Source organism: Pseudomonas parafulva (assembly GCF_000800255.1).
In the GTDB taxonomy this organism is placed as follows: Bacteria; Pseudomonadota; Gammaproteobacteria; order Pseudomonadales; family Pseudomonadaceae; genus Aquipseudomonas; species Aquipseudomonas boreofloridensis.
The window spans coordinates 3256619-3274126 of sequence record NZ_CP009747.1; the positions used below are offsets into that span (position 1 = coordinate 3256619).

Annotated in this window: 19 protein-coding genes and 1 pseudogene; 11 read left to right on the forward strand and 9 right to left on the reverse strand. The window is 66.5% G+C overall.

Going from position 1 to position 17508, the window contains the following annotated elements:
• Positions 1–26: 26 nt before the first annotated feature.
• Together NJ69_RS14085 and NJ69_RS14090 are read right to left on the reverse strand one after the other, a co-directional pair.
• On the reverse strand, positions 27–713 hold the full coding sequence (locus NJ69_RS14085) for an LrgB family protein (RefSeq protein ID WP_039580041.1): 687 nt from the start codon (positions 711–713) through the stop codon (positions 27–29).
• Complete coding sequence (locus tag NJ69_RS14090; RefSeq protein ID WP_039580042.1) at positions 703–1089, reverse strand: CidA/LrgA family protein; 387 nt, start codon at positions 1087–1089, stop codon at positions 703–705. Before NJ69_RS14090 ends, NJ69_RS14085 begins: the two co-directional genes overlap by 11 nt.
• Before the next feature lie 96 nt (positions 1090–1185).
• On the opposite strand from NJ69_RS14090, the gene NJ69_RS14095 reads away from it, so the two are divergent.
• Positions 1186–2079 carry a LysR family transcriptional regulator gene (locus tag NJ69_RS14095; RefSeq protein ID WP_039580045.1) on the forward strand — a complete coding sequence of 298 codons (894 nt, stop codon included), beginning with the start codon at positions 1186–1188 and terminating at the stop codon, positions 2077–2079.
• A gap of 3 nt (positions 2080–2082) precedes the next feature.
• Here NJ69_RS14095 and NJ69_RS14100 read toward each other — a convergent pair whose 3' ends face one another.
• Positions 2083–2538 (reverse strand): flavodoxin, encoded by a 456-nt coding sequence (locus NJ69_RS14100; protein WP_039580048.1) that lies wholly within the window; start codon positions 2536–2538, stop codon positions 2083–2085.
• 199 nt (positions 2539–2737) lie between these two features.
• Here NJ69_RS14100 and NJ69_RS14105 point away from each other — a divergent pair, with 199 nt between their 5' ends.
• The 5 genes from NJ69_RS14105 to NJ69_RS14125 all read left to right on the forward strand — a co-directional run bounded on the left by NJ69_RS14105 (position 2738) and on the right by NJ69_RS14125 (position 5446).
• Positions 2738–3343, forward strand: a complete 606-nt coding sequence (locus tag NJ69_RS14105) for a hypothetical protein (RefSeq protein WP_039580050.1) — start codon at positions 2738–2740, stop codon at positions 3341–3343.
• 123 nt (positions 3344–3466) lie between these two features.
• On the forward strand, positions 3467–4039 hold the full coding sequence (locus NJ69_RS14110) for an antibiotic biosynthesis monooxygenase (RefSeq protein ID WP_039580052.1): 573 nt from the start codon (positions 3467–3469) through the stop codon (positions 4037–4039).
• Positions 4040–4113: 74 nt separating this feature from the next.
• Positions 4114–4806, forward strand: a complete 693-nt coding sequence (folM, locus tag NJ69_RS14115) for a dihydromonapterin reductase (protein WP_039580055.1) — start codon at positions 4114–4116, stop codon at positions 4804–4806.
• 9 nt (positions 4807–4815) lie between these two features.
• Entirely contained in the window at positions 4816–5112 is a 297-nt protein-coding gene (locus NJ69_RS14120) for a DUF1244 domain-containing protein (protein WP_039580058.1), read from the forward strand.
• Positions 5105–5446: a HopJ type III effector protein gene (locus NJ69_RS14125; RefSeq protein WP_039580061.1), complete on the forward strand. Its 342-nt coding sequence runs from the start codon at positions 5105–5107 to the stop codon at positions 5444–5446. Before NJ69_RS14120 ends, NJ69_RS14125 begins: the two co-directional genes overlap by 8 nt.
• A gap of 25 nt (positions 5447–5471) precedes the next feature.
• Here NJ69_RS14125 and NJ69_RS14130 read toward each other — a convergent pair whose 3' ends face one another.
• The 5 genes from NJ69_RS14130 to NJ69_RS14150 all read right to left on the reverse strand — a co-directional run bounded on the left by NJ69_RS14130 (position 5472) and on the right by NJ69_RS14150 (position 10164).
• The gene (locus NJ69_RS14130) at positions 5472–6158 is read right to left on the reverse strand and encodes a GNAT family N-acetyltransferase (protein ID WP_039580063.1); all 687 of its coding nucleotides are present in this window, start codon (positions 6156–6158) and stop codon (positions 5472–5474) included.
• 161 nt (positions 6159–6319) lie between these two features.
• Complete coding sequence (gene fabV / locus NJ69_RS14135; RefSeq protein ID WP_029614389.1) at positions 6320–7531, reverse strand: enoyl-ACP reductase FabV; 1212 nt, start codon at positions 7529–7531, stop codon at positions 6320–6322.
• Positions 7532–7670: 139 nt separating this feature from the next.
• Positions 7671–9347, reverse strand: coding sequence for a phosphoethanolamine transferase (locus NJ69_RS14140; protein WP_052192114.1), 1677 nt, complete (start codon positions 9345–9347; stop codon positions 7671–7673).
• A 14-nt stretch (positions 9348–9361) separates the two neighbouring features.
• On the reverse strand, positions 9362–9898 hold the full coding sequence (locus NJ69_RS14145; RefSeq protein ID WP_039580067.1) for a cytochrome b/b6 domain-containing protein: 537 nt from the start codon (positions 9896–9898) through the stop codon (positions 9362–9364).
• The gene (locus NJ69_RS14150) at positions 9898–10164 is read right to left on the reverse strand and encodes a PepSY domain-containing protein (protein WP_029614391.1); all 267 of its coding nucleotides are present in this window, start codon (positions 10162–10164) and stop codon (positions 9898–9900) included. Before NJ69_RS14150 ends, NJ69_RS14145 begins: the two co-directional genes overlap by 1 nt.
• A 150-nt stretch (positions 10165–10314) precedes the next feature.
• Between NJ69_RS14150 and NJ69_RS14155 the strand changes: the two genes are divergently transcribed.
• From NJ69_RS14155 to NJ69_RS14165, 3 genes are all read left to right on the forward strand, one after another.
• The gene (locus NJ69_RS14155) at positions 10315–10980 is read left to right on the forward strand and encodes a response regulator (RefSeq protein ID WP_039580070.1); all 666 of its coding nucleotides are present in this window, start codon (positions 10315–10317) and stop codon (positions 10978–10980) included.
• A complete protein-coding gene (locus NJ69_RS14160; protein WP_039580072.1) occupies positions 10977–12326 on the forward strand; it encodes an ATP-binding protein in 1350 nt (449 codons plus the stop codon). Before NJ69_RS14155 ends, NJ69_RS14160 begins: the two co-directional genes overlap by 4 nt.
• Before the next feature lie 100 nt (positions 12327–12426).
• Positions 12427–13605 (forward strand): acetyl-CoA C-acetyltransferase, encoded by a 1179-nt coding sequence (locus tag NJ69_RS14165; RefSeq protein ID WP_029614392.1) that lies wholly within the window; start codon positions 12427–12429, stop codon positions 13603–13605.
• Here the strand turns inward: NJ69_RS14165 and NJ69_RS14170 are convergent.
• Positions 13605–14717 (reverse strand): annotated as a pseudogene (locus NJ69_RS14170) (5-methyltetrahydropteroyltriglutamate--homocysteine S-methyltransferase); the annotation flags it as partial. The gene NJ69_RS14165 and the pseudogene NJ69_RS14170 overlap by 1 nt on opposite strands.
• A gap of 231 nt (positions 14718–14948) precedes the next feature.
• Between NJ69_RS14170 and NJ69_RS14175 the strand changes: the two are divergent.
• Positions 14949–16430 (forward strand): methylenetetrahydrofolate reductase C-terminal domain-containing protein, encoded by a 1482-nt coding sequence (locus NJ69_RS14175; protein ID WP_039580075.1) that lies wholly within the window; start codon positions 14949–14951, stop codon positions 16428–16430.
• An 81-nt stretch (positions 16431–16511) separates the two neighbouring features.
• Positions 16512–17465, forward strand: coding sequence for an arsenic resistance protein (locus NJ69_RS14180; protein WP_039580078.1), 954 nt, complete (start codon positions 16512–16514; stop codon positions 17463–17465).
• The last annotated feature ends 43 nt before the right edge of the window (positions 17466–17508 follow it).

Sequence of the window (17508 nt, forward strand, 5' to 3'; positions counted from 1 at the left end):
ACCGTGCGGGACAGTCGCACGAACGGTCACAGCAGGTGCAACAGCAAGGGCGCGGCGAACAAGTTGAGCAGACCGGTGAGCACCATCACCAGCCCCGCCACCGAGCCCTCTTCGCCGCCCACCTCATGGGCGCGGCTGACCCCGGCGCCGTGGGCGCCAACGCCATAGAGGGCGCCTCGCGCCAAGGGCGTGCGCAGCGGCAGCACCTTGAGCAACACGCCGCCGAACAGCGCCCCCAGCACGCCGGTGAACAGCACGAACACAGCCGTCAGTTCCGGCACACCGCCCAGGTCGTGGGCCATCGGCATGGCGAAGGGCGTGGTGATCGAACGCGGCAGCAACGAACGACTGACCGCATCGTCCAGCGCCAGCAGGTGCGCCAGGCCCCAGGAACTGCCGATAGAGGCCAGGCTACCGGCGAGCATCCCCAGCAACAGCGCCGGCCAGTGCCGGGCCAGCATCGCCCGCTGCTGCCAGATCGGCACAGCGAAGGCCACCGTCACTGGGCCGAGCACGCCGACCAGCCACTGGGTGTCGCGCGCATAGTCGGCATACGCGGTGTGCAGCGGCACCGCCACCGCCAACAGCAGGACCGGCACCAGCACCAGCGGCGACAGCAGGTAGCGCCCGGTGCGCCCGTACAGCCAGCGGCTGAACAGGTAGGCCAGCAAGGTCAGCGCCAGCCAGAACAGCGACATCGGCTCAAGATTCATGGCGCAGGCTCCAGCGGCACACCAGTTCCACCGTGGCAGCGGTGACCACCATCACCAGCAGGGTGCTCAAGGCGATCACCAGTAGAATCCGCCACCCCTCGCTGCGTACCAGACTGCCGTAATCGAGCAGGCTCATCAGCGCAGGGATGAAGAACAGCAGCATCTGCGCCATCAGCCAGCCGGCGCCACGCTGCAAGGTGCCGGGCTGCACGGCGCCGATGGCGAACAGCACCAGCAGCAGCGCCATGCCCATGACACCGGCCGGAATCGGCCAGCCGGACCAGGCTGCCAACCGGCCGCCGATCAGGTACAGCACGAACAGCACGGCGAGTTCGCCGAGCAGGCGCAACAACGGGGTGGAGCGGGAAAGATTCATAGTGGGATCCTCGACATGCGCGCATTGTAGAAAGCCGCTGCCCAGGCCAGAAGCGAATTGTTAGACTGCCTACCATTCCAAAATGGAATTCAAGAGATGGACTTCAAACAGCTCCGCAGCTTCATCGAGGTGGTCAACCGAGGCGGCTTCACCCAGGCCGCGCTGACGCTGCATATCAGTCAGTCGGCGGTGAGCAAGCAGGTGGCACAGCTTGAGGCCGATCTCGGCCAGCCCCTGCTGGAACGCCAGGGCTCGCAACTTCACCTCACGGCCGCCGGGCGCATCGTGCTCGAGCGTGGCGAAGCCCTGTGGCGTGGGCGCCAGGCCTTACTCACCGAACTCGACGACCTCAGCCAACTGGCCCGCGGCGAACTGCGCCTGGGCTTGCCGGTGATCGGCGGGGAAGCGCTGTTCGCCAGCCTGTTCGCCGAGTACCGGCGGCGCTACCCGAACATCGGCGTGCAATTGATCGAAGGTGGCAGCCGTATCGTCGAACAGGCCGTGCGCAGTGGCGAACTGGAGTTGGGCGGCAGCGTCACGCCGAGCGACCCGGCATTCGCCCGCCAGCCGTTCTGCAACGAACCGCTCGACGCGCTGCTGCCGGCCGGGCATGCCCTGGCCGGGCGCGATGGGGTAACGCTGAGCGAGCTGGCAGACACACCGTTCCTGCTCTACGACCGCAGCTTCATGCTCAATGACAAGCTGCTCAGCGCCTGCCAGCAGGCCGGTTTCACCCCCAAGGAAGGGGGGCGCAGCGGCCAGGCCGACTTCCTCGCCGCCTTGGTCGCCGCTGGCCAGGGCGTGGTACTGCTGCCCAGCGTGGTCGCCCGCCGCCTGCAGCGCGATGGTGTGGTACGCCTGCCGCTGCTGGCACCGGATCACCTGCGTTGGGACATCGCCTTCATCTGGCGCCAAGGCGCTTACCTGTCGCACGCCGCGCAGGCCTGGCTGGACCTGGTGCGCGAGCGTGGGCCGCTGGCGGATCGCTGAAGATCAATCTTTGAGCAACGCCGCCAGTTGCGCCAGCCACGGCTCGGCATCCGCTTCCGGGGTTACTGTCTCGCTGGCGTCCAGGCGCAACATGGGCTGCACTTCGTGCACGCCCAGTTCGGCGAACAGTTCGCGCATTTGCTCGCCGCCGCCGCAGTAGGTGTCGCCGTAGCTGGAGTCGCCCAGGGCGATGACCGCGCCCGGCAGCCCGCGCCATTCGCCGGGCAGCACATCGCGCAGGCTGGCATACAACGGCATGAGGTTGTCTGGCAGCTCGCCCATGCCGGTGGTCGAGGTCACGGCCAGCAAGGCTTCGGGCGCGAAGCCGCGAAGGTCGTCGAGGCTGGCGCGGGCGGCATGCCAGGCCTCAAGACCGGCGGCCTTGAGCAGCGATTCAGCGTGGCGGGCAACTTCTTCGGCGGTGCCGTACACCGAGCCGGAAATAATGGCGACTTTCATCAACAGAGGATTCCGAAACCGAGTAAAAGCGTAGGATACTAGCACTCGACGCCGGGAAAATGCCTAATGCTGCCGGTCGTTCAGGCTGGGTAGGGAGTTCGAGCGCGATGACCGCCTGTCCAGCCACCTGAACCTTCGCCAGCATTTTCAGTCCATGGCTGCATAAAACTCCGTGAAAACGCCCGATTCGAGCCCGATCATGCCAGCCGACGCCCTCCTCACCCAGGATGAGCTGGATTTCATCCAGGACATGCAGCATGTGCCGCAGTTGAACCAGCCAGCGCCTAGCGCGAGCCTGCTGGTCAACGGCGACCCGCGCCTGCAGCAATTGCTCACTCGCCTGGTGGCCAGCGAGCAGGTCACGTTGCAGGCACAGTTGGACAACCAGCAGATCAGTATTCCCCTGCAATTGGTCGAGGACGAATTCCACGCGGTGCACCTGCAACTGGGCTCCCCGGAAATCTACGAAGAAGGCCCCAGGCTGCGGCCCTGGCGCCTGTCGCTGGACCCGCCCACGGCCCTGCTCGATGCACAGGGCAAGTCCAGCACGCTGTGGGTACGCGACATCTCGTTCAAAGGGGTGCTGCTGGAAGTGCGCGGAAAGCGCCCGCCACCGGCTCGCTTCGAGCTGTTCTTCGCCCCGTGCGGGCTGCAACCGATCGCCTTGATCGGCACGCTGCGCCGGTGCATCGACGCCGACCTGGCCGCCTACGACCTGGCCCACAGCGCGCCTGATGAAATTGACCGGCTGCGCGAATACATCCTGCAGGCGCATCCCGAATTGAACGCCCGCACCTCGGCCTGACCAATCACCTCGACGGCTGTCATACTCCGCGCCCGATTCTTGCATACCAGCCTGCGTCGCCCACCACCCCGGGCACAGGCCAGGGGCCGGCTACCCGCCAGCCCCGTCGTCAGGAGATACACGATGTCTACCGCACCCGTCACCCTCATGGTGTCGCGCCGCGCCGCCGATGGCCGCTACCAGGACCTGCTGGCCTGGCTGCACGAAGGCGAGCAATTGGCCACCGACTTTCCCGGCTACCTCGGCTCCGGCATCCTTGCCCCACCCGCCGAGAACGACGCCTTCCAGATCATCTTTCGCTTCAGCGACGAGCCTACCCTGCACGCCTGGGAGCACTCGGCCTCGCGGCGAGCCTGGCTGCAACGCGGCGACGGGCTGTTCGAACGCCCCGAAGAGCGGCGCGTGAGCGGCATCGAGGGCTGGTTCGGCCCCGAAACGGTGCGCACGCCGCCGCGCTGGAAGCAGGCCACGGCCATCTGGTTGGCATTCTTCCCAGTGTCGCTGCTGTTCAACCTGCTGTTCGGCCACTGGTTGGCGCCGCTGCCCTTGCTGCCACGCGTGCTGGTCAGCACCTTGGCCCTGACGCCCTTGATGGTGTACCTGTTCATCCCCCTGTCCACTCGGCTGCTAGCCGCGTGGCTGCATGCGCCGCGCCGCACGCCGCAGGCACCGCGCGACGGCCTGCGCAGCCGCTGAGCGGGCGACTCGCAAGCCTGCACAGTTCGGGTATGCTGGGGCCCGAACGAACGGACGAACAGACTGCCCCGCACATGAACAGCCCAATCCTCATCACCGGAGCCAGCCAGCGCGTCGGGCTGGCCCTGGCGCTGGCGCTGGCCGAGGCCGGCCATCAGGTGGTCAGCGCCAGCCGCCGCCTGCAGCCACAGGCGGCTCACCCGAACATCCGGCAATTCCAGGCCGATCTCACCCGCGAAGCCGACCGCCTGGCGTTGATCGAGCACCTGCAGCAGCACTACGACGGCCTGCGCGCGATCATCCACAATGCGTCGCTGTGGCTAGACGACGACCTGCAGAGCCTGGACACCATGTTCCGCCTGCACGTCGAAGCGCCCTACCACCTGAACCTGGCCCTTGGCGAGCACCTGGCCAAACTGGACAAGGCCGACATCATCCACATCTGCGACGAGACGTCTTCGCGCGGCAGCAAGAGCCACATCGGCTATGCCGCCACCAAGGCTGCGTTGCAGAACATGGTGCTGTCGTTCGCCGAAAAGTACGCGCCCAAGGTGCGCGTCAACGGTATCCTGCCCGGCCTGCTGATCCTCAAGGAGGGCGGCGACGAACAGTATCGCCAGCAGACCCTGAAAAAGGCCCTGCTGGAATTCGAACCCGGCGCCCAGCCGCTGATCGAGGCCGTGATGTTCCTGCTCGACAGCCAGTACAGCACCGGCAGCCAGGTGGTCATCAACGGTGGCCGCCATCTGAAGAACCGCATGACCTGAGGCAAGACCATGACCGAGCAACAGAAACTCGAACTCGAAGCCGCCGCCTTCCGGCGCCTGGTCGATCACCTGCAACAGCGCACCGACGTGCAGAACATCGACCTGATGAACCTCTCCGGCTTCTGCCGCAACTGCCTGTCCAAGTGGTACAAGGCCGCTGCCGACGAGCGCCAGGTCGAGCTGAGCCTGGACGACGCCCGCGAGGCGGTCTACGGCATGCCCTATGCCGAGTGGAAAGCCCTCCACCAGAAAGAAGCCAGCGCCGAGCAGCAAGCGGCGTTCGAACAAGGAAAACCCCGTGACTGACCTGAACACCTTGCGTAGCCGTCTGGCCAGCGGCGAACATGCCTTCGCCGACACCCTGGCCTTCATCGCCGCGAACTACCAGTACCAGCCCCAGGCCTTCGATAACGGCGGCGTGAAAAGTGCCGCCGGGCAGAATGAAGGCTCGTGCAAAACCCTCGGCCTGGCCCTGCTCGAAGGTCTGAGCGACCAGGAAGCGCTGCTGGCGTTCGGTGAGCACTACCGCAGCGTACTGGCCACGCCCGAAGGCAGCGACCACGCCAACATTCGCGCACTGATGGTCCACGGCCTGGCCGGGGTCACCTTCGAAGCGCCGCCGCTCACGCGCAACGCCTGAGGCGGCAAGCGCGGCGGCTGTCCCCTCAACCGGACGACAGCGGCCGCGTCACCCCGGGGGTGCGCAACGCCTCCAGGCGCGCCCCGCGATAGCGCGTCTGCCGGGAGAACTTCCAACGCCCGAACAGCCCGTAGATATGGGTCACCCGGCCCTGCTCGCGGTAGCCCATGCGCAGGTGCATCTTCATCGCCGGCACATTGTGCGTCTCCACCACATCCACCAGTTTTCGGTAGCCCCTGTCGTGCATGAGCTGCCACATATCGGCTTGGGCGGTCACCGACAGTTCGCTGCCGAAGTAGCGCCGGGTCATCTCGCCGCCGAATTGGAAGTACTCGCCCGGCTCGATGGCGAAGGTGCAGCCGTAGTAATGGCGGTCGTGGTAGTCGCCGGTACTGGCCCAGATGAACGCGACCGCCTGCCCTTGCTCGTCCACATACATCAGACCCGTATGCCCTTCCCGGGCCAGCTCGGCCATGGTCTGCACGCGATCGGCGAAGTTGCCGGCGAATGCCTCGACGTTGTCCGGTGTGATTTCGAGTCGGGTGACGGGGGGATGGGCGCGTAGCCGATGTTCGGGCGCCGGCGTGGTCAGGTCACGTTCGGTCCAGAGCAATTCCCAGTGAAAGAAGACGTAGCGCTCGAAGAGGGTCTTGCACACACGCTTGAAGCCTTTCTGACGGATGCGCTGTTGTAGTTTTTCTAATACGCCCATGCATGCTCCTGTGGCCCGCGCAAAATGAGCGGCCAGTAGCTGCTGTATAGAACAGGGAGGTCAAGGGAAGCGGCAGGGATTGCCAAGGAAGTTGTTACAAGGTATTTCAAAAATAAGGGCCACCGCACCGCCATCATGTGACGGCGCGATGGTCGTCTGGCTTACAGCTCGACGCAGTCGAAACGCACGTCGGTGGCCACGTCCTGGTCGTAGTCGACATCGGCGCGCTCGAAGCCGAACAAGTTGAGGAACTGCTTCTTGTAACCGGCGTAGTCGGTCAGCTCGAACAGGTTCTCGGTGGTCACCTGTGGCCACATGGCCTTGCAGGCGTCCTGCACGTCATCGCGCAGTTCCCAGTCGTCCAGACGCAGGCGCGCCTTTTCATCGACTTCGGCCGGGGCGCCATCGGCGCGGTACAGGCGATCACGGAACATGCGGTCGAGCTGGTCCTGGGTGCCTTCGTGGACGCCCTTCTCCTGCATGATCTTGAACACCATCGACAGGTACAGCGGCATCACCGGAATGGCCGAGCTGGCCTGGGTGACCACCGACTTGAGCACGGCCACGTTGGCCCCGCCCTTCACGTCGGCGGCCAGCTTCTTGTCCAGGCGCAGCGCGGTCTCGTCCAGGTCCTGCTTGGCCTGGCCCAGGGCGCCATGCCAGTAGATCGGCCAGGTGATCTCGGTGCCGATGTAGCTGAAGGCCACGGTGCGCGCACCTTCGGCCAGCACGTCGGCGCCGCTCAGGGCGTCGATCCACAGCTGCCAGTCCTGGCCACCCATGACGGTGACGGTGTCGGCGATTTCCTGCTCGGTGGCCGGCTCGATGCTGGCCTCGATGATGCTGTCCTTGTTGGTGTCGATGGCGGTCGACTTGTACGGCTGGCCGATCGGCTTGAGCGCCGAGCGCACCAGTTCGCCGGTCTGCGGCAGTTTGCGCACAGGCGAGGCCAGGGAGTAGATGACCAGGTCGACCTTGCCGCCCATCTCGTTCTTGATCAGCTCGATGACCTTGGCCCGCGCCTCGTCGGAGAACGCGTCACCGTTGATCGACTTGCTGTACAAGCCGTCGGCCTTGGCGAATTTATCGAACGCGGCGGCGTTGTACCAGCCAGCGGTCCCGGCCTTGGTCTCGGTGCCTGGTTTTTCGAAGAACACGCCCAGGGTGTCGGCCTTGAAGCCGAAGGCTGCGGTGATGCGCGCGGCCAAGCCATAGCCACTGGAGGCGCCGATCACCAGGACTTTCTTCGGACCATCCTCGCGCACGCCCAGTTTGCGGGTGGCTTCGATCTGGTCACGGACGTTGAGCTCGCAGCCCTTGGGGTGAGTCGTGGTGCAGATGAAACCGCGTACCTTGGGATGAATGATGGCCAATGTCTGTACCTCGTCAGGTTTATGCTGGGGAAGCGCCGTCGAGGGCGATTCCGTTCGATCAGGGGGTGAGACTACCCCCACAGGTCATCCGACACATATTACGGAGTGCCTGGGCGAGATTCCATGCCCGATGCCCTGCTCACGACCCACAGCCCTGCAGCCGCGCCTTGCCCAGCCATTGACTCAATTGCATCGGCGGCAGGTGCACCAGCCCCGCCGGGGTTTCGCACACCGGCTGGATGAAGTTGTCGCTGAACAGCAGCTTGCCGTGCACGAAGTGCTCGTTGGCGCGCAGGTTGGGGTTGTCGATGCGCGTACCGAGCCGAGCCGCCAACCACTTGCCGATCTCGTAGTGGCTGATCCAGCGTTCGCGCTTCAGCGCCTCCAGCGCCTGCTGCGGCGCGTCGCGGCTGATGACGATCATCGGCACGTCGCTGACTTCCGGCACCAGGTCGTTGTGCCCCCACTGGCCGTTCTCGCCCAGGCGCTGGCCGTGGTCGCCGGTGATCACCAGGTAGCGCTCGCCGTCGAGTTGGTCGAAGCGGGCGATCAGCTCTTCGAGCAGCCCGTCCAGGTAATGGATCGAGTTGTCGTAGGCATTGCTCTGGGCCTGCGCGCCCTGGTCCGGCCATGGCACCTTGCCGCCTTGATGCACGTAGTTCTGGGCATAAGGCAGATGCGCGGTGCGCAGGTTGAGCACGACGAAATTGCGTTCGGCGAAGCGTTGGCGGTCGAGAATCTCCAGCAGCGCATGGTCCTGACGTTCGAGAAAGCGCAGCGGGTGGTCCTCGCGGGTGATCGACACGTCCAGGTAGCGGCTGCCCAGGTGCGCCAGCAGCCGCGACTCCTGCGAGGAAATCCAGTGCGTGCGCAGGCCGGCCTGGCGGGCGAGGCGGAACAGATTGACCTGGCCCTCGCGCAGCAAGTGGTCCTGGCCGGGCTCGCGGATCGGGTTGAGCAGATAGGGCAAGCTCACATCGGTCGCCACGCCCGCCGACACCCCGGGGCGCAACACGGCACTGGGATGCTCGCGCAAGTAGGCCTGAAGCTTGGGCGTGGTTTGCCGTGAGTAGCCGTACACACCCATGCGCTCGCTGCGCAGCGAATCGGCCACCACCAGCCACACATGCTTGGCCGTGCTGGGGATCGCGCTCAACCGGTACGGCGCGAACGGCGCCGGGGGCAGGCTCGGCTCGCTGCGCAGCGCCAGGCGCACGGCCCAGGCGGAATAGGCATTGAGGCTGTTGTGCAGCCCACTGCGGGTCGGCCCCGGGGTGAACGAATCGAGGTTGCGGTAGGTGGCCCGGTACGGCTTGGCCAGCAGTACCAGGGCGATCAGCACCAGCGCCCAGCGGCTGGCGGGCAGGGTCACCCGCGAAGGCACCTGCCAGTGCAGCGCAATCGCCAGGCTGTAAGGCAACAGCACGCTGAACGCCGCATGCCAGTGCGCGCCCAGGCTGTGCCAGGCGGTCTGCCCGACTTCGCCGGGCTCGCGCAGCAGGCTGCGGATGTCGATGGCGCTCAGCGGCTCGCCGAAAAAGCTGATGTTGGCCAGTTGCAGCAGTTGCATCCCGGCGAACACTGCCAGGATCGCCACCACCAGCCCGCGCAGGTTGCACAGCCACAGGGCCAGGCAGAACACCCACAGCCCAGCCACCCAGCCGGTCTCGAGTTCGGCGCGGTTGTTGGGGCTGAACCGTTGCTGGATGAAATCGTCGGCCAGCAGCAGCACGCAGCTCAGGCTGGCCAGGACGAGCAGGCGCAGCCAAGCGGCGGCGCTGTCATTGCGCCGAATGAAGGTGAAGAACATCGACATGAAGGCTCTCGCGGTCAGTGATCGTCAGGCACGCGGCGACGGCCGGTGAGCATCGACAGCGGCAGGTTCTCGCGCAAACGCAGGCTCTCCACCAGCGCCGCCAGCAGGTGCACGCACACCAGCACCAACAGTCCGTCGGCCAGCCAGGCATGCAGGTTGGCCGGCCAGTCCGCGCCCCACAGCGCGTCCACTTCGCGCATCAGAAAGCCGCTCAGGCCCAGACCGCCGATGCAGCCGAGCATCGCCAGCATCACCAGCGCGCCAATCGGCGAATGGCCCAGGCGATGAAACGGTTGCCCGCGCAGCAAGGCCTTGGCATGGTCCGCCAGGCGCGCCGGCGTGGGCCAGAAGTCGGCCCAGCGGGCGCTGCGTGGACCGACGAAGCCCCAGAGCACACGCAACGCCAGACAACCCGCCGCGTAGTAGCCCAGCCATTGGTGCCAGCGCTCGCCCTCGTCGTTGAGGAAGTAGTTGGCGACGAACACCGCGGCGAACGATCCGTGACACAGTCGCAGCAGCGGGTCCCACAGCCGCACGCTGGCCGCGCACATCAGTCTTCGATCTCGGTCTTCACTGCTTTGCCGGAGACCGGGTCATGGTAGATCTCGACCTTGCGCCCGTCCTTGTCGAAGCCATAGATCTCGTAGCAGTTGCCTTGGGTGACCTTGAACTTGTTGATGGTGTAGCCCTGGTCCTTGAGTGTGGCCTGGAACGCCGCCGGATCCTGCCAGGTGGCCTTGTCGGCGGTGGTGCATTGAGTGGCGGCGAAGCTGGCGCTGCTGCCCAGCAGCAGGGCGAGGGCGAGGAAGGTACGCATGGCATCGAACTCATGTGGTGAAGGTGCCAGGCACAATGGGCCGCCAAGCTTAATGCCAGCTTAGTCAGTCATCACTGGTTACATTTCACTGGACGAGGGCCCGGCCGCAAGGCCCATCATGGCGGCTTTCACGGGAAAGAGACCCCTGGCATGCGCGTCCTGCTGGTTGAAGATGATCAGTCCCTGGCGCAGGGCATCCGCAGCGCCCTGCGCGACGAAGGCTATACCCTCGACTGGCTGGCCGACGGGCTGAGCGCTGCGGCGGCGCTGCGTGCCGAGCATTTCGACCTGGTGCTGCTCGACCTGGGGCTGCCGCGCTGCGATGGCCTGAGCCTGCTGCGCGACCTGCGCGCCCAGCCCGACGGCGATGTGCCGGTGCTGATCCTCACCGCCCGCGACGCCACCCGCGACCGCATTCTCGGCCTAGACGCCGGCGCCGACGACTACCTGGTCAAGCCCATCGAGGTGGACGAGCTCAAGGCGCGCATCCGCGCCCTGCTGCGCCGCAGCCAGGGTCGTGCGCAGCCATTGATCGAGCACGCCGGGGTCAGCCTGGACCCGGCCCGTCACGCCGTGAGCTACCAGGGCACACCGGTCACCCTCACTGCCATGGAGTTCCAGTTGCTGCACCAACTGCTGGCCCGCCCCGGCCATGTGCTGACCCGCGAACGCCTGGCCGACGGGCTCTACGGCTGGCAGGAGAACGGACCGGGCAACACCCTCGAAGTGCTGATCCACAACCTGCGGCGCAAGCTCGACAGCCGGCTGATCCGCACCGTGCGCGGCGTCGGCTACCTGATCGAGGGCACGCCATGATCGCCATGCGCACGCGCATCCTGCTGCCCACCCTGCTATTGGTGGTCATCGGCAGCCTCGGGCTGGTGCTCAGCGTGCTGCGCGACCACCACCGGGAAATCGAGAACGTCTACGACGCCCAACTGGTGCAGGCCGCGCGAGTGCTCCAGGGCCTGCTGCGACAGATGCCCGCCGACGCCGACTGGCAGGCGATCCGCCAGGCACTGGACCAGGCCATGGACCAGTCCAGCGCCTCGATCCTCAGTCATCCCTACGAAATCAACCTGGCCTTCCAGATCTGGCGCAGCGACGGCGAACTGCTGATGCGCTCGGCCGACGCCCCACCGCTGGAAACGCCGCCTGCCCCCGGCATCCACGACGTGCTGTACCTGGGCCAGGACTGGTGCGGCGTGCTCCTTGAGGACAGCCAGCGCGGGCTGCTGATCTGGGTCGGCGAGCGCGACGACCTGCGCCAGGACCTGATCCAGCGCATCGCCGACCAGGCGCTGGCCCCGGCGCTGATCGGCATTCCGAGCCTGGCGCTGTTGATCTGGCTGCTGCTGGGCTGGGGCCTGCGCCCGCTGCGCCGTCTCACCCGCCACTTGCGCGCGCGGCCCATCGACAGCCTCGAACCGCTGTCGAGCGCCGCGCTGCCCGTAGAGCTGGCGCCCATGGCCGATGCCCTGAACCATCAACTGCTGCAACTCACGCGCCTGCTGGAGCGCGAACGACGCTTCATCGCCGACGCCGCCCACGAACTGCGCACGCCCTTGGCGGTCTTGGCGATCCACGCCAGCAACGCCCGGCGGGCGGCGGACCCGGCAGCCCGCGACGAAGCACTGGCCTTGCTCGAACAGGGTGTGACCCGCGCCACGCGCCTGGCCAGCCAACTGCTCACCATGGCCCGCCTCGAACCGCTGACCCAGGCCCGTCAACGCATCGAGCTGGACGCTTTGGCTCGCGAGGAGCTGGCCGAACTGACCCCGCTGGCGCTGCGCCGCGACGTGGAGCTGGTGCTGGACGAAGACGGCCCCAGCCCGGTACACGCCGACCCGACGGCCATGACCGTGATGCTGCAGAACCTGGTGGGCAACGCGTTGCAATTCAGCCCGCCCGGCAGCGAAATCACCGTGACCTTGCGCCGCCAGCCGGGCTGGACCGAGTTGCAGGTGCTCGATCAAGGCCCCGGCGTCGCCAGCGAAGCGCTCACCCGCCTGAGCGACCGTTTCTACAGCGCCAACAACCCGGCCGGCGCCGGCCTGGGGCTGGCGATCGTGGCGCTGGTGATCGACCAGCTCGATGGCGCTCTGGAGTTCTTCAACCGCGAAGGCGGCGGCTTCGGCGTGCGCGTGCGGGTGCCGAACTGATTCATTTGCAAAGCCGATCAATGGCAAAGAAAAACAAACTTCTCAAATCAGCGCCCGCCAGGGATGCTGTGCCATCCTTCACCGTCTGCGGAGAACAACAATGAAAGAAGTCGCCATCGTCGCCGCCACCCGCACTGCCATCGGCAGCTTCCAAGGGGCCTTGGCCAACGTCTCGGCCGTCGACCTGGGCGCTGCGGTGATCCAGCGCCTGCTGGCCCAGACCGGCCTGGACCCGGCGCAGGTCGACGAGGTGATCCTCGGCCAGGTACTCACCGCAGGCGCCGGGCAGAACCCCGCGCGCCAGGCAGCGGTCAAGGCTGGCCTGCCCCACGCGGTGCCGGCACTGACCCTGAACAAGGTCTGCGGCTCGGGCCTGAAGGCCGTGCACCTGGCGGCCCAGGCGATTCGCTGCGGCGATGCCGAGGTGGTGATCGCCGGCGGTCAGGAGAACATGAGCCTGGCGCCGTACGTGCTACCCTCGGCACGCACCGGCCAGCGCATGGGTCACGGTCAACTGGTCGACAGCATGATCACCGACGGCCTGTGGGACGCCTTCAACGACTACCACATGGGCATCACCGCCGAGAACCTGGTGAGCCAATACGGCATCAGCCGCGAGGCCCAGGATACCTTCGCCGCCGAGTCCCAGCGCAAAGCACTGGCGGCCATCGAGGCCGGGCGCTTCGAGGACGAGATCACGCCCATTCACATTCCCCAGCGCAAAGGCGAACCGCGGGTATTCGACACCGACGAGCAACCGCGCCCCGGCACCACGGCCGAGTCGCTGGGCAAACTGCGGGCGGCGTTCAAAGCCGATGGCAGCGTCACGGCGGGCAACGCTTCGAGCCTGAACGATGGTGCCGCTGCGGTGCTGCTGATGAGCGTGGAAAAAGCCCAGGCGCTGGGCCTGCCGGTGCTGGCCACCATCAGTGGCTACGCCAGCGCCGGGGTGGATCCGGCGATCATGGGCATCGGCCCGGTGTCGGCGACCCGTCGCTGCCTGGACAAAGCCGGTTGGCAGTTGGCGGACCTCGATTTGATCGAAGCCAACGAAGCCTTCGCCGCCCAGGCCCTGGCGGTGGGTCAGGAGCTGGGCTGGGACGCCGCGAAGGTCAACGTCAACGGCGGCGCCATCGCCCTGGGCCATCCCATTGGCGCCTCGGGCTGCCGGGTGCTGGTGACCCTGCTGCACGAGATGATCAAGCGTGACGCGAAGAAAGGCCTGGCCACCCTGTGCATCGGCGGTGGCCAAGGCGTGGCGCTGACGCTGCAGCGCTAGGCCGCCGTCTGCTGCAGGACCGCCAGCTCCGGGGCGCTGGCGGCCTTGGCCAGTTGCACCACTTCCCGGCATTTCTGCACGGCGAAAGCCAGCGCGCTTTTCGAATCGACGCAGTGGTCACCGCCCTGCTCCACTGCACCGTGCAGCAGCGGGCACGACGGCGCCACCCACAGTCGGTCGCCCAGACGCTCGGCGGCATGGCGCAGTACCTCGAAGGCGTTGTCCAGATCGTAGGCGCCGACGTTGCCGCCGTTGACCACCCCCAGCGACAGCACCTTGTAAGCCGGCAGACGGTCGAGGACGATCGGGTACTGCTCAGGGGCGCGCACCAGATCGATGTGCAGGCCATCGACCGGCAGGTTGGCGGCCAGCCCCAGGTTGCCTGCAAGCCCGTCGAAGTAAGTGGCCACCAGCTTTTTTAGCGGTGCGCGTTGCAGGATGTTGTAAACGCGCTCGTAGGCATTCTTCCAGTCCTGAGGCAGGTCCAGTCCCAGGATCGGCTCGTCGATCTGTACCCATTCCACGCCTTGGGCAGCCAGGCGATTGAAGATGTCGTCGTACAGCGGCAGCAGGCGATCAACCAGTTCGAGCGTGTCGAACCCGGCGTCCTTGGCCTTGCCCAGCCACAGGTAGGTCAAGGGGCCGAGCACCACGGGTTTCACCGCATGACCCAGGGCCTTGGCTTCTTCGACCTCTTCGAACAACGGCTCCCAGCTCAGGGTGAAACGCTGGTCAGCGCTCAATTGCGGGACCACGAAGTGGTGAGGGGTATCGAACCACTGGGTGGTTTCCTGGCCATGGGCAGCGCCACGGGCCAGGTCGGACAAGGTGTGCAAGGTCGGGGCAGCGCCTGGCGCCTGACCGAAGCGCTCGGGGATCACACCGAAGGCCAGCGAATGGGTCAGCACGGGGTCATACCAGGCGAAGTCGCCGACCGGCAGCAACTCGATACCGGCGTCCTTCTGCGCCTGCCAGTGGCTGGCGCGCAGCGTGCGAGCGACGGCACGCAGGCCGGCCTCCTCCAACTCACCCGCGCAGAAGGCGTCCAAGGCTCTTTGCAACGCATGATCATGTGCGATGCGTGGAAAACCCAGGTTATGTGCCAGTGCCATTGTCCTACCCCTGCCGTGGAAAATTCGATGAAGCAAATTCTGGCGGTACGCAGAACGTGAGACAAACTCACAAAATTTGAGATCAAGTTCATTTTTCCTCATGTTTGACCTAACCTCTGCGTCGCGCCCTGGCGCCTGTGTCTGTTCCAGAGCGGTCGCGTACGCGTGCAGACAAGCCGCCGCGTTGCGCCCAGGCGACACTGTGATCCTGCCCGTCCTTCGGTATTTTTCATGAGCCTGCTCAGACAAGCCCTGCACGACCACTCCTTCGTCTGTGTCATGGAGTTCGTGCCCAAGCCTTCGGCCAAGCGCTTCGCCGAGCTGGCCAGCATCATGGCCCGCGAGCACCTGTGCGGCTGGCCGCTGGCGGTGTCGGTCGGCGATCGCGTCGGCAGCGCGCTGGACCTGTCGCCGCTCGACGCCTGCCAGAGTTTCGAGACGCCGGTGCCGACGCTGCTGCACTTTTCCGGCAAGGACCGTGAGCGCCAGGAACTGCTGGCGCAGTTGCCGCGCATGGATGCCGCCGGCCTGGACCAGTTGCTGGTGCTGACCGGCGACCGCCTGCCCGGTCACACGCCGGGGCAGCGTCCGGTGCGTTACCTGGAGTCGGTGGCCGCGCTGCAGATCGTGCGCCAGGCGCGCCCCGACTGGCTGCTGGGCGCGGCGCTGAATCCGTTCAAGTACCGCGAAGAGGAAGGCGGTGCGCAGTATTTCAAGGCCGAAAAGAAGCTCGCGGCCGGGGCCGACTTCTTCATCCTGCAACTGGGCTTCGACTTCCAGAAATACCGCGAGGCCCAGCGCTGGATGCAGCGCCAGCCCACGCCCCGGCCCCTGCTGGCCTGCGTCATGGCGCTCACTGAAGGTCGTGCGGCGATGCTCGAGCATGTCGCCGGCGTCACCGTCAGCCCGGCCATGCGCCGGGTGCTGGCGGCCGAGGCCGCCGTGTCCAAGGCCTTCGCCAGCCAGCGCGGCATCGAGCGCCTGGCCTTGCAAATCATCGGCCTGCGTTTGTTGGGCTATGCCGGGATCAACCTCTCCGGGGTGCATTCGCTGGAGCAGTTCGTGGCGCTGGAGCAGGCGCTCGACACCCGCCTGGCGCAGGTGCAGACGCTCGATGACTGGCAGACAGCCTGGGACCAGGCCTGGCAGATGGCGGGCGTGGAAACGGTGAGCTTCCACCCGCCTGGCCACCCTTGGCAGGAAGGCCAGCGCGGGGTGCGTGCATCTGCGCTCGAACAGACCCGCTACCACCTGCTGTCGGCCCTGCACCATCAGGTGTTCGACCGCCAGACGCTGCTCAGCAGGGCATTCGGCTGGGGCGTGCGCCAACCCCTGTGGTCCACGCCCAAGGCGGCGCGCCTGCTGCACCGGCTGGAGCGCAGCCTCAAGCGGCCGCTGGTGGGGTGCGATACCTGCGGGCAGTGCCGGTTGCAGGACACCCTGTACATCTGCCCGGAAACCTGCCCCAAAGGCCTGGCCAACGGGCCGTGTGGCGGGACGCAACTGAACCGCTGCGAGTTCGGCGACCGAGAATGCATCCATAGCCGCAAGTACCGCACGGCGGTGACGGTGGGGCAGACCGAAGTGCTCACGCAGCGCCTGATTCCATGCGTGGAGGTGGGCGGGCGGCAGCGCAGTTCGTGGCCTCGGTGGTTTGCCGAATCCGCGACGAGCGTGGGTAACGAGGCTCGGCAGGAATTGACTCAGGGCTAGCCTGGCGCGGGCCAGAACCGCATTGCCCGCCATCCCTGGCATCATGAGCCGCCCAGTCCACCCGCCAATCAGGATGCCCGCGTGACCCGCGACCAACTCGAAACCCAGCAGATTCCCGTCTATCTCGGCACCGTCTGCATCGCCCTCGCCATCGGCCTGCTCGCGCCGGGTGTGGGCAGCACCCTGCAGGCGCTGATCACGCCCGCCATCGCCGTGCTGATGTACGCCATGTTCCTGCAGATTCCATTTCTGGACCTGCGCCAGAGCCTGTCCAACCGGCGCTTCATCGCCGCACTGCTGCTGGCCAACTTCGTCCTCGTTCCGCTGCTGGTGTGGGCCGCCACCCGTTCCCTGCTGGACCACCCCGCCCTGCTGATCGGCGCCCTGCTGGTGCTGCTCACTCCGTGCATCGACTACGTGGTGGTGTTCACCCACCTGGGCCGGGGCGACGCACGCCTGACGCTGGCGGCCACGCCGCTGTTGCTGGTGCTGCAACTGCTCCTGCTGCCGCTGTACCTGGGCGTCATGCTCGACGGCTCGCCACCTGTGGCACTTTCCGTCGCGCCGTTCGTCGAAGCCTTCATGCTGCTGATCGTCCTGCCGCTGACCCTGGCTGTGCTGAGCGGCGCCGGGGCTCGTCGCTCGGTCGTGTTGGCGCGCTGGAACGCGACTTGGGCCTGGCTGCCCGTACCGGCCATGGCGCTGGTGCTGCTGGCCGTGATCGGCTCGCAGATTGCCGCGCTGGCCGAGGATGTCACCCGCCTGTTGCCGCTGATTCCGCTGTACATCGGCTTCATGGTGCTGGCGCCTGTGCTCGGTTGGGCCTGCGCCCGGTGCCTGCGCCTACCGGCCGAGCAGGCGCGTGCGGTGAGCTTCAGCGCCGCCACGCGCAACTCGCTGGTGGTGTTGCCGCTGGCCCTGGCCCTGCCGGAGCCGTTGAGGGCGCTGGCCGCCGCCGCGGTGATCACCCAGACGCTGATCGAATTGATCGGCGAACTGGTCTATGTACGGCTGATTCCGCGGCTGGTGCGCTAAACACCGGGCCGTCGGCAAGCAGGGCAAAATGCTATCATCGAGA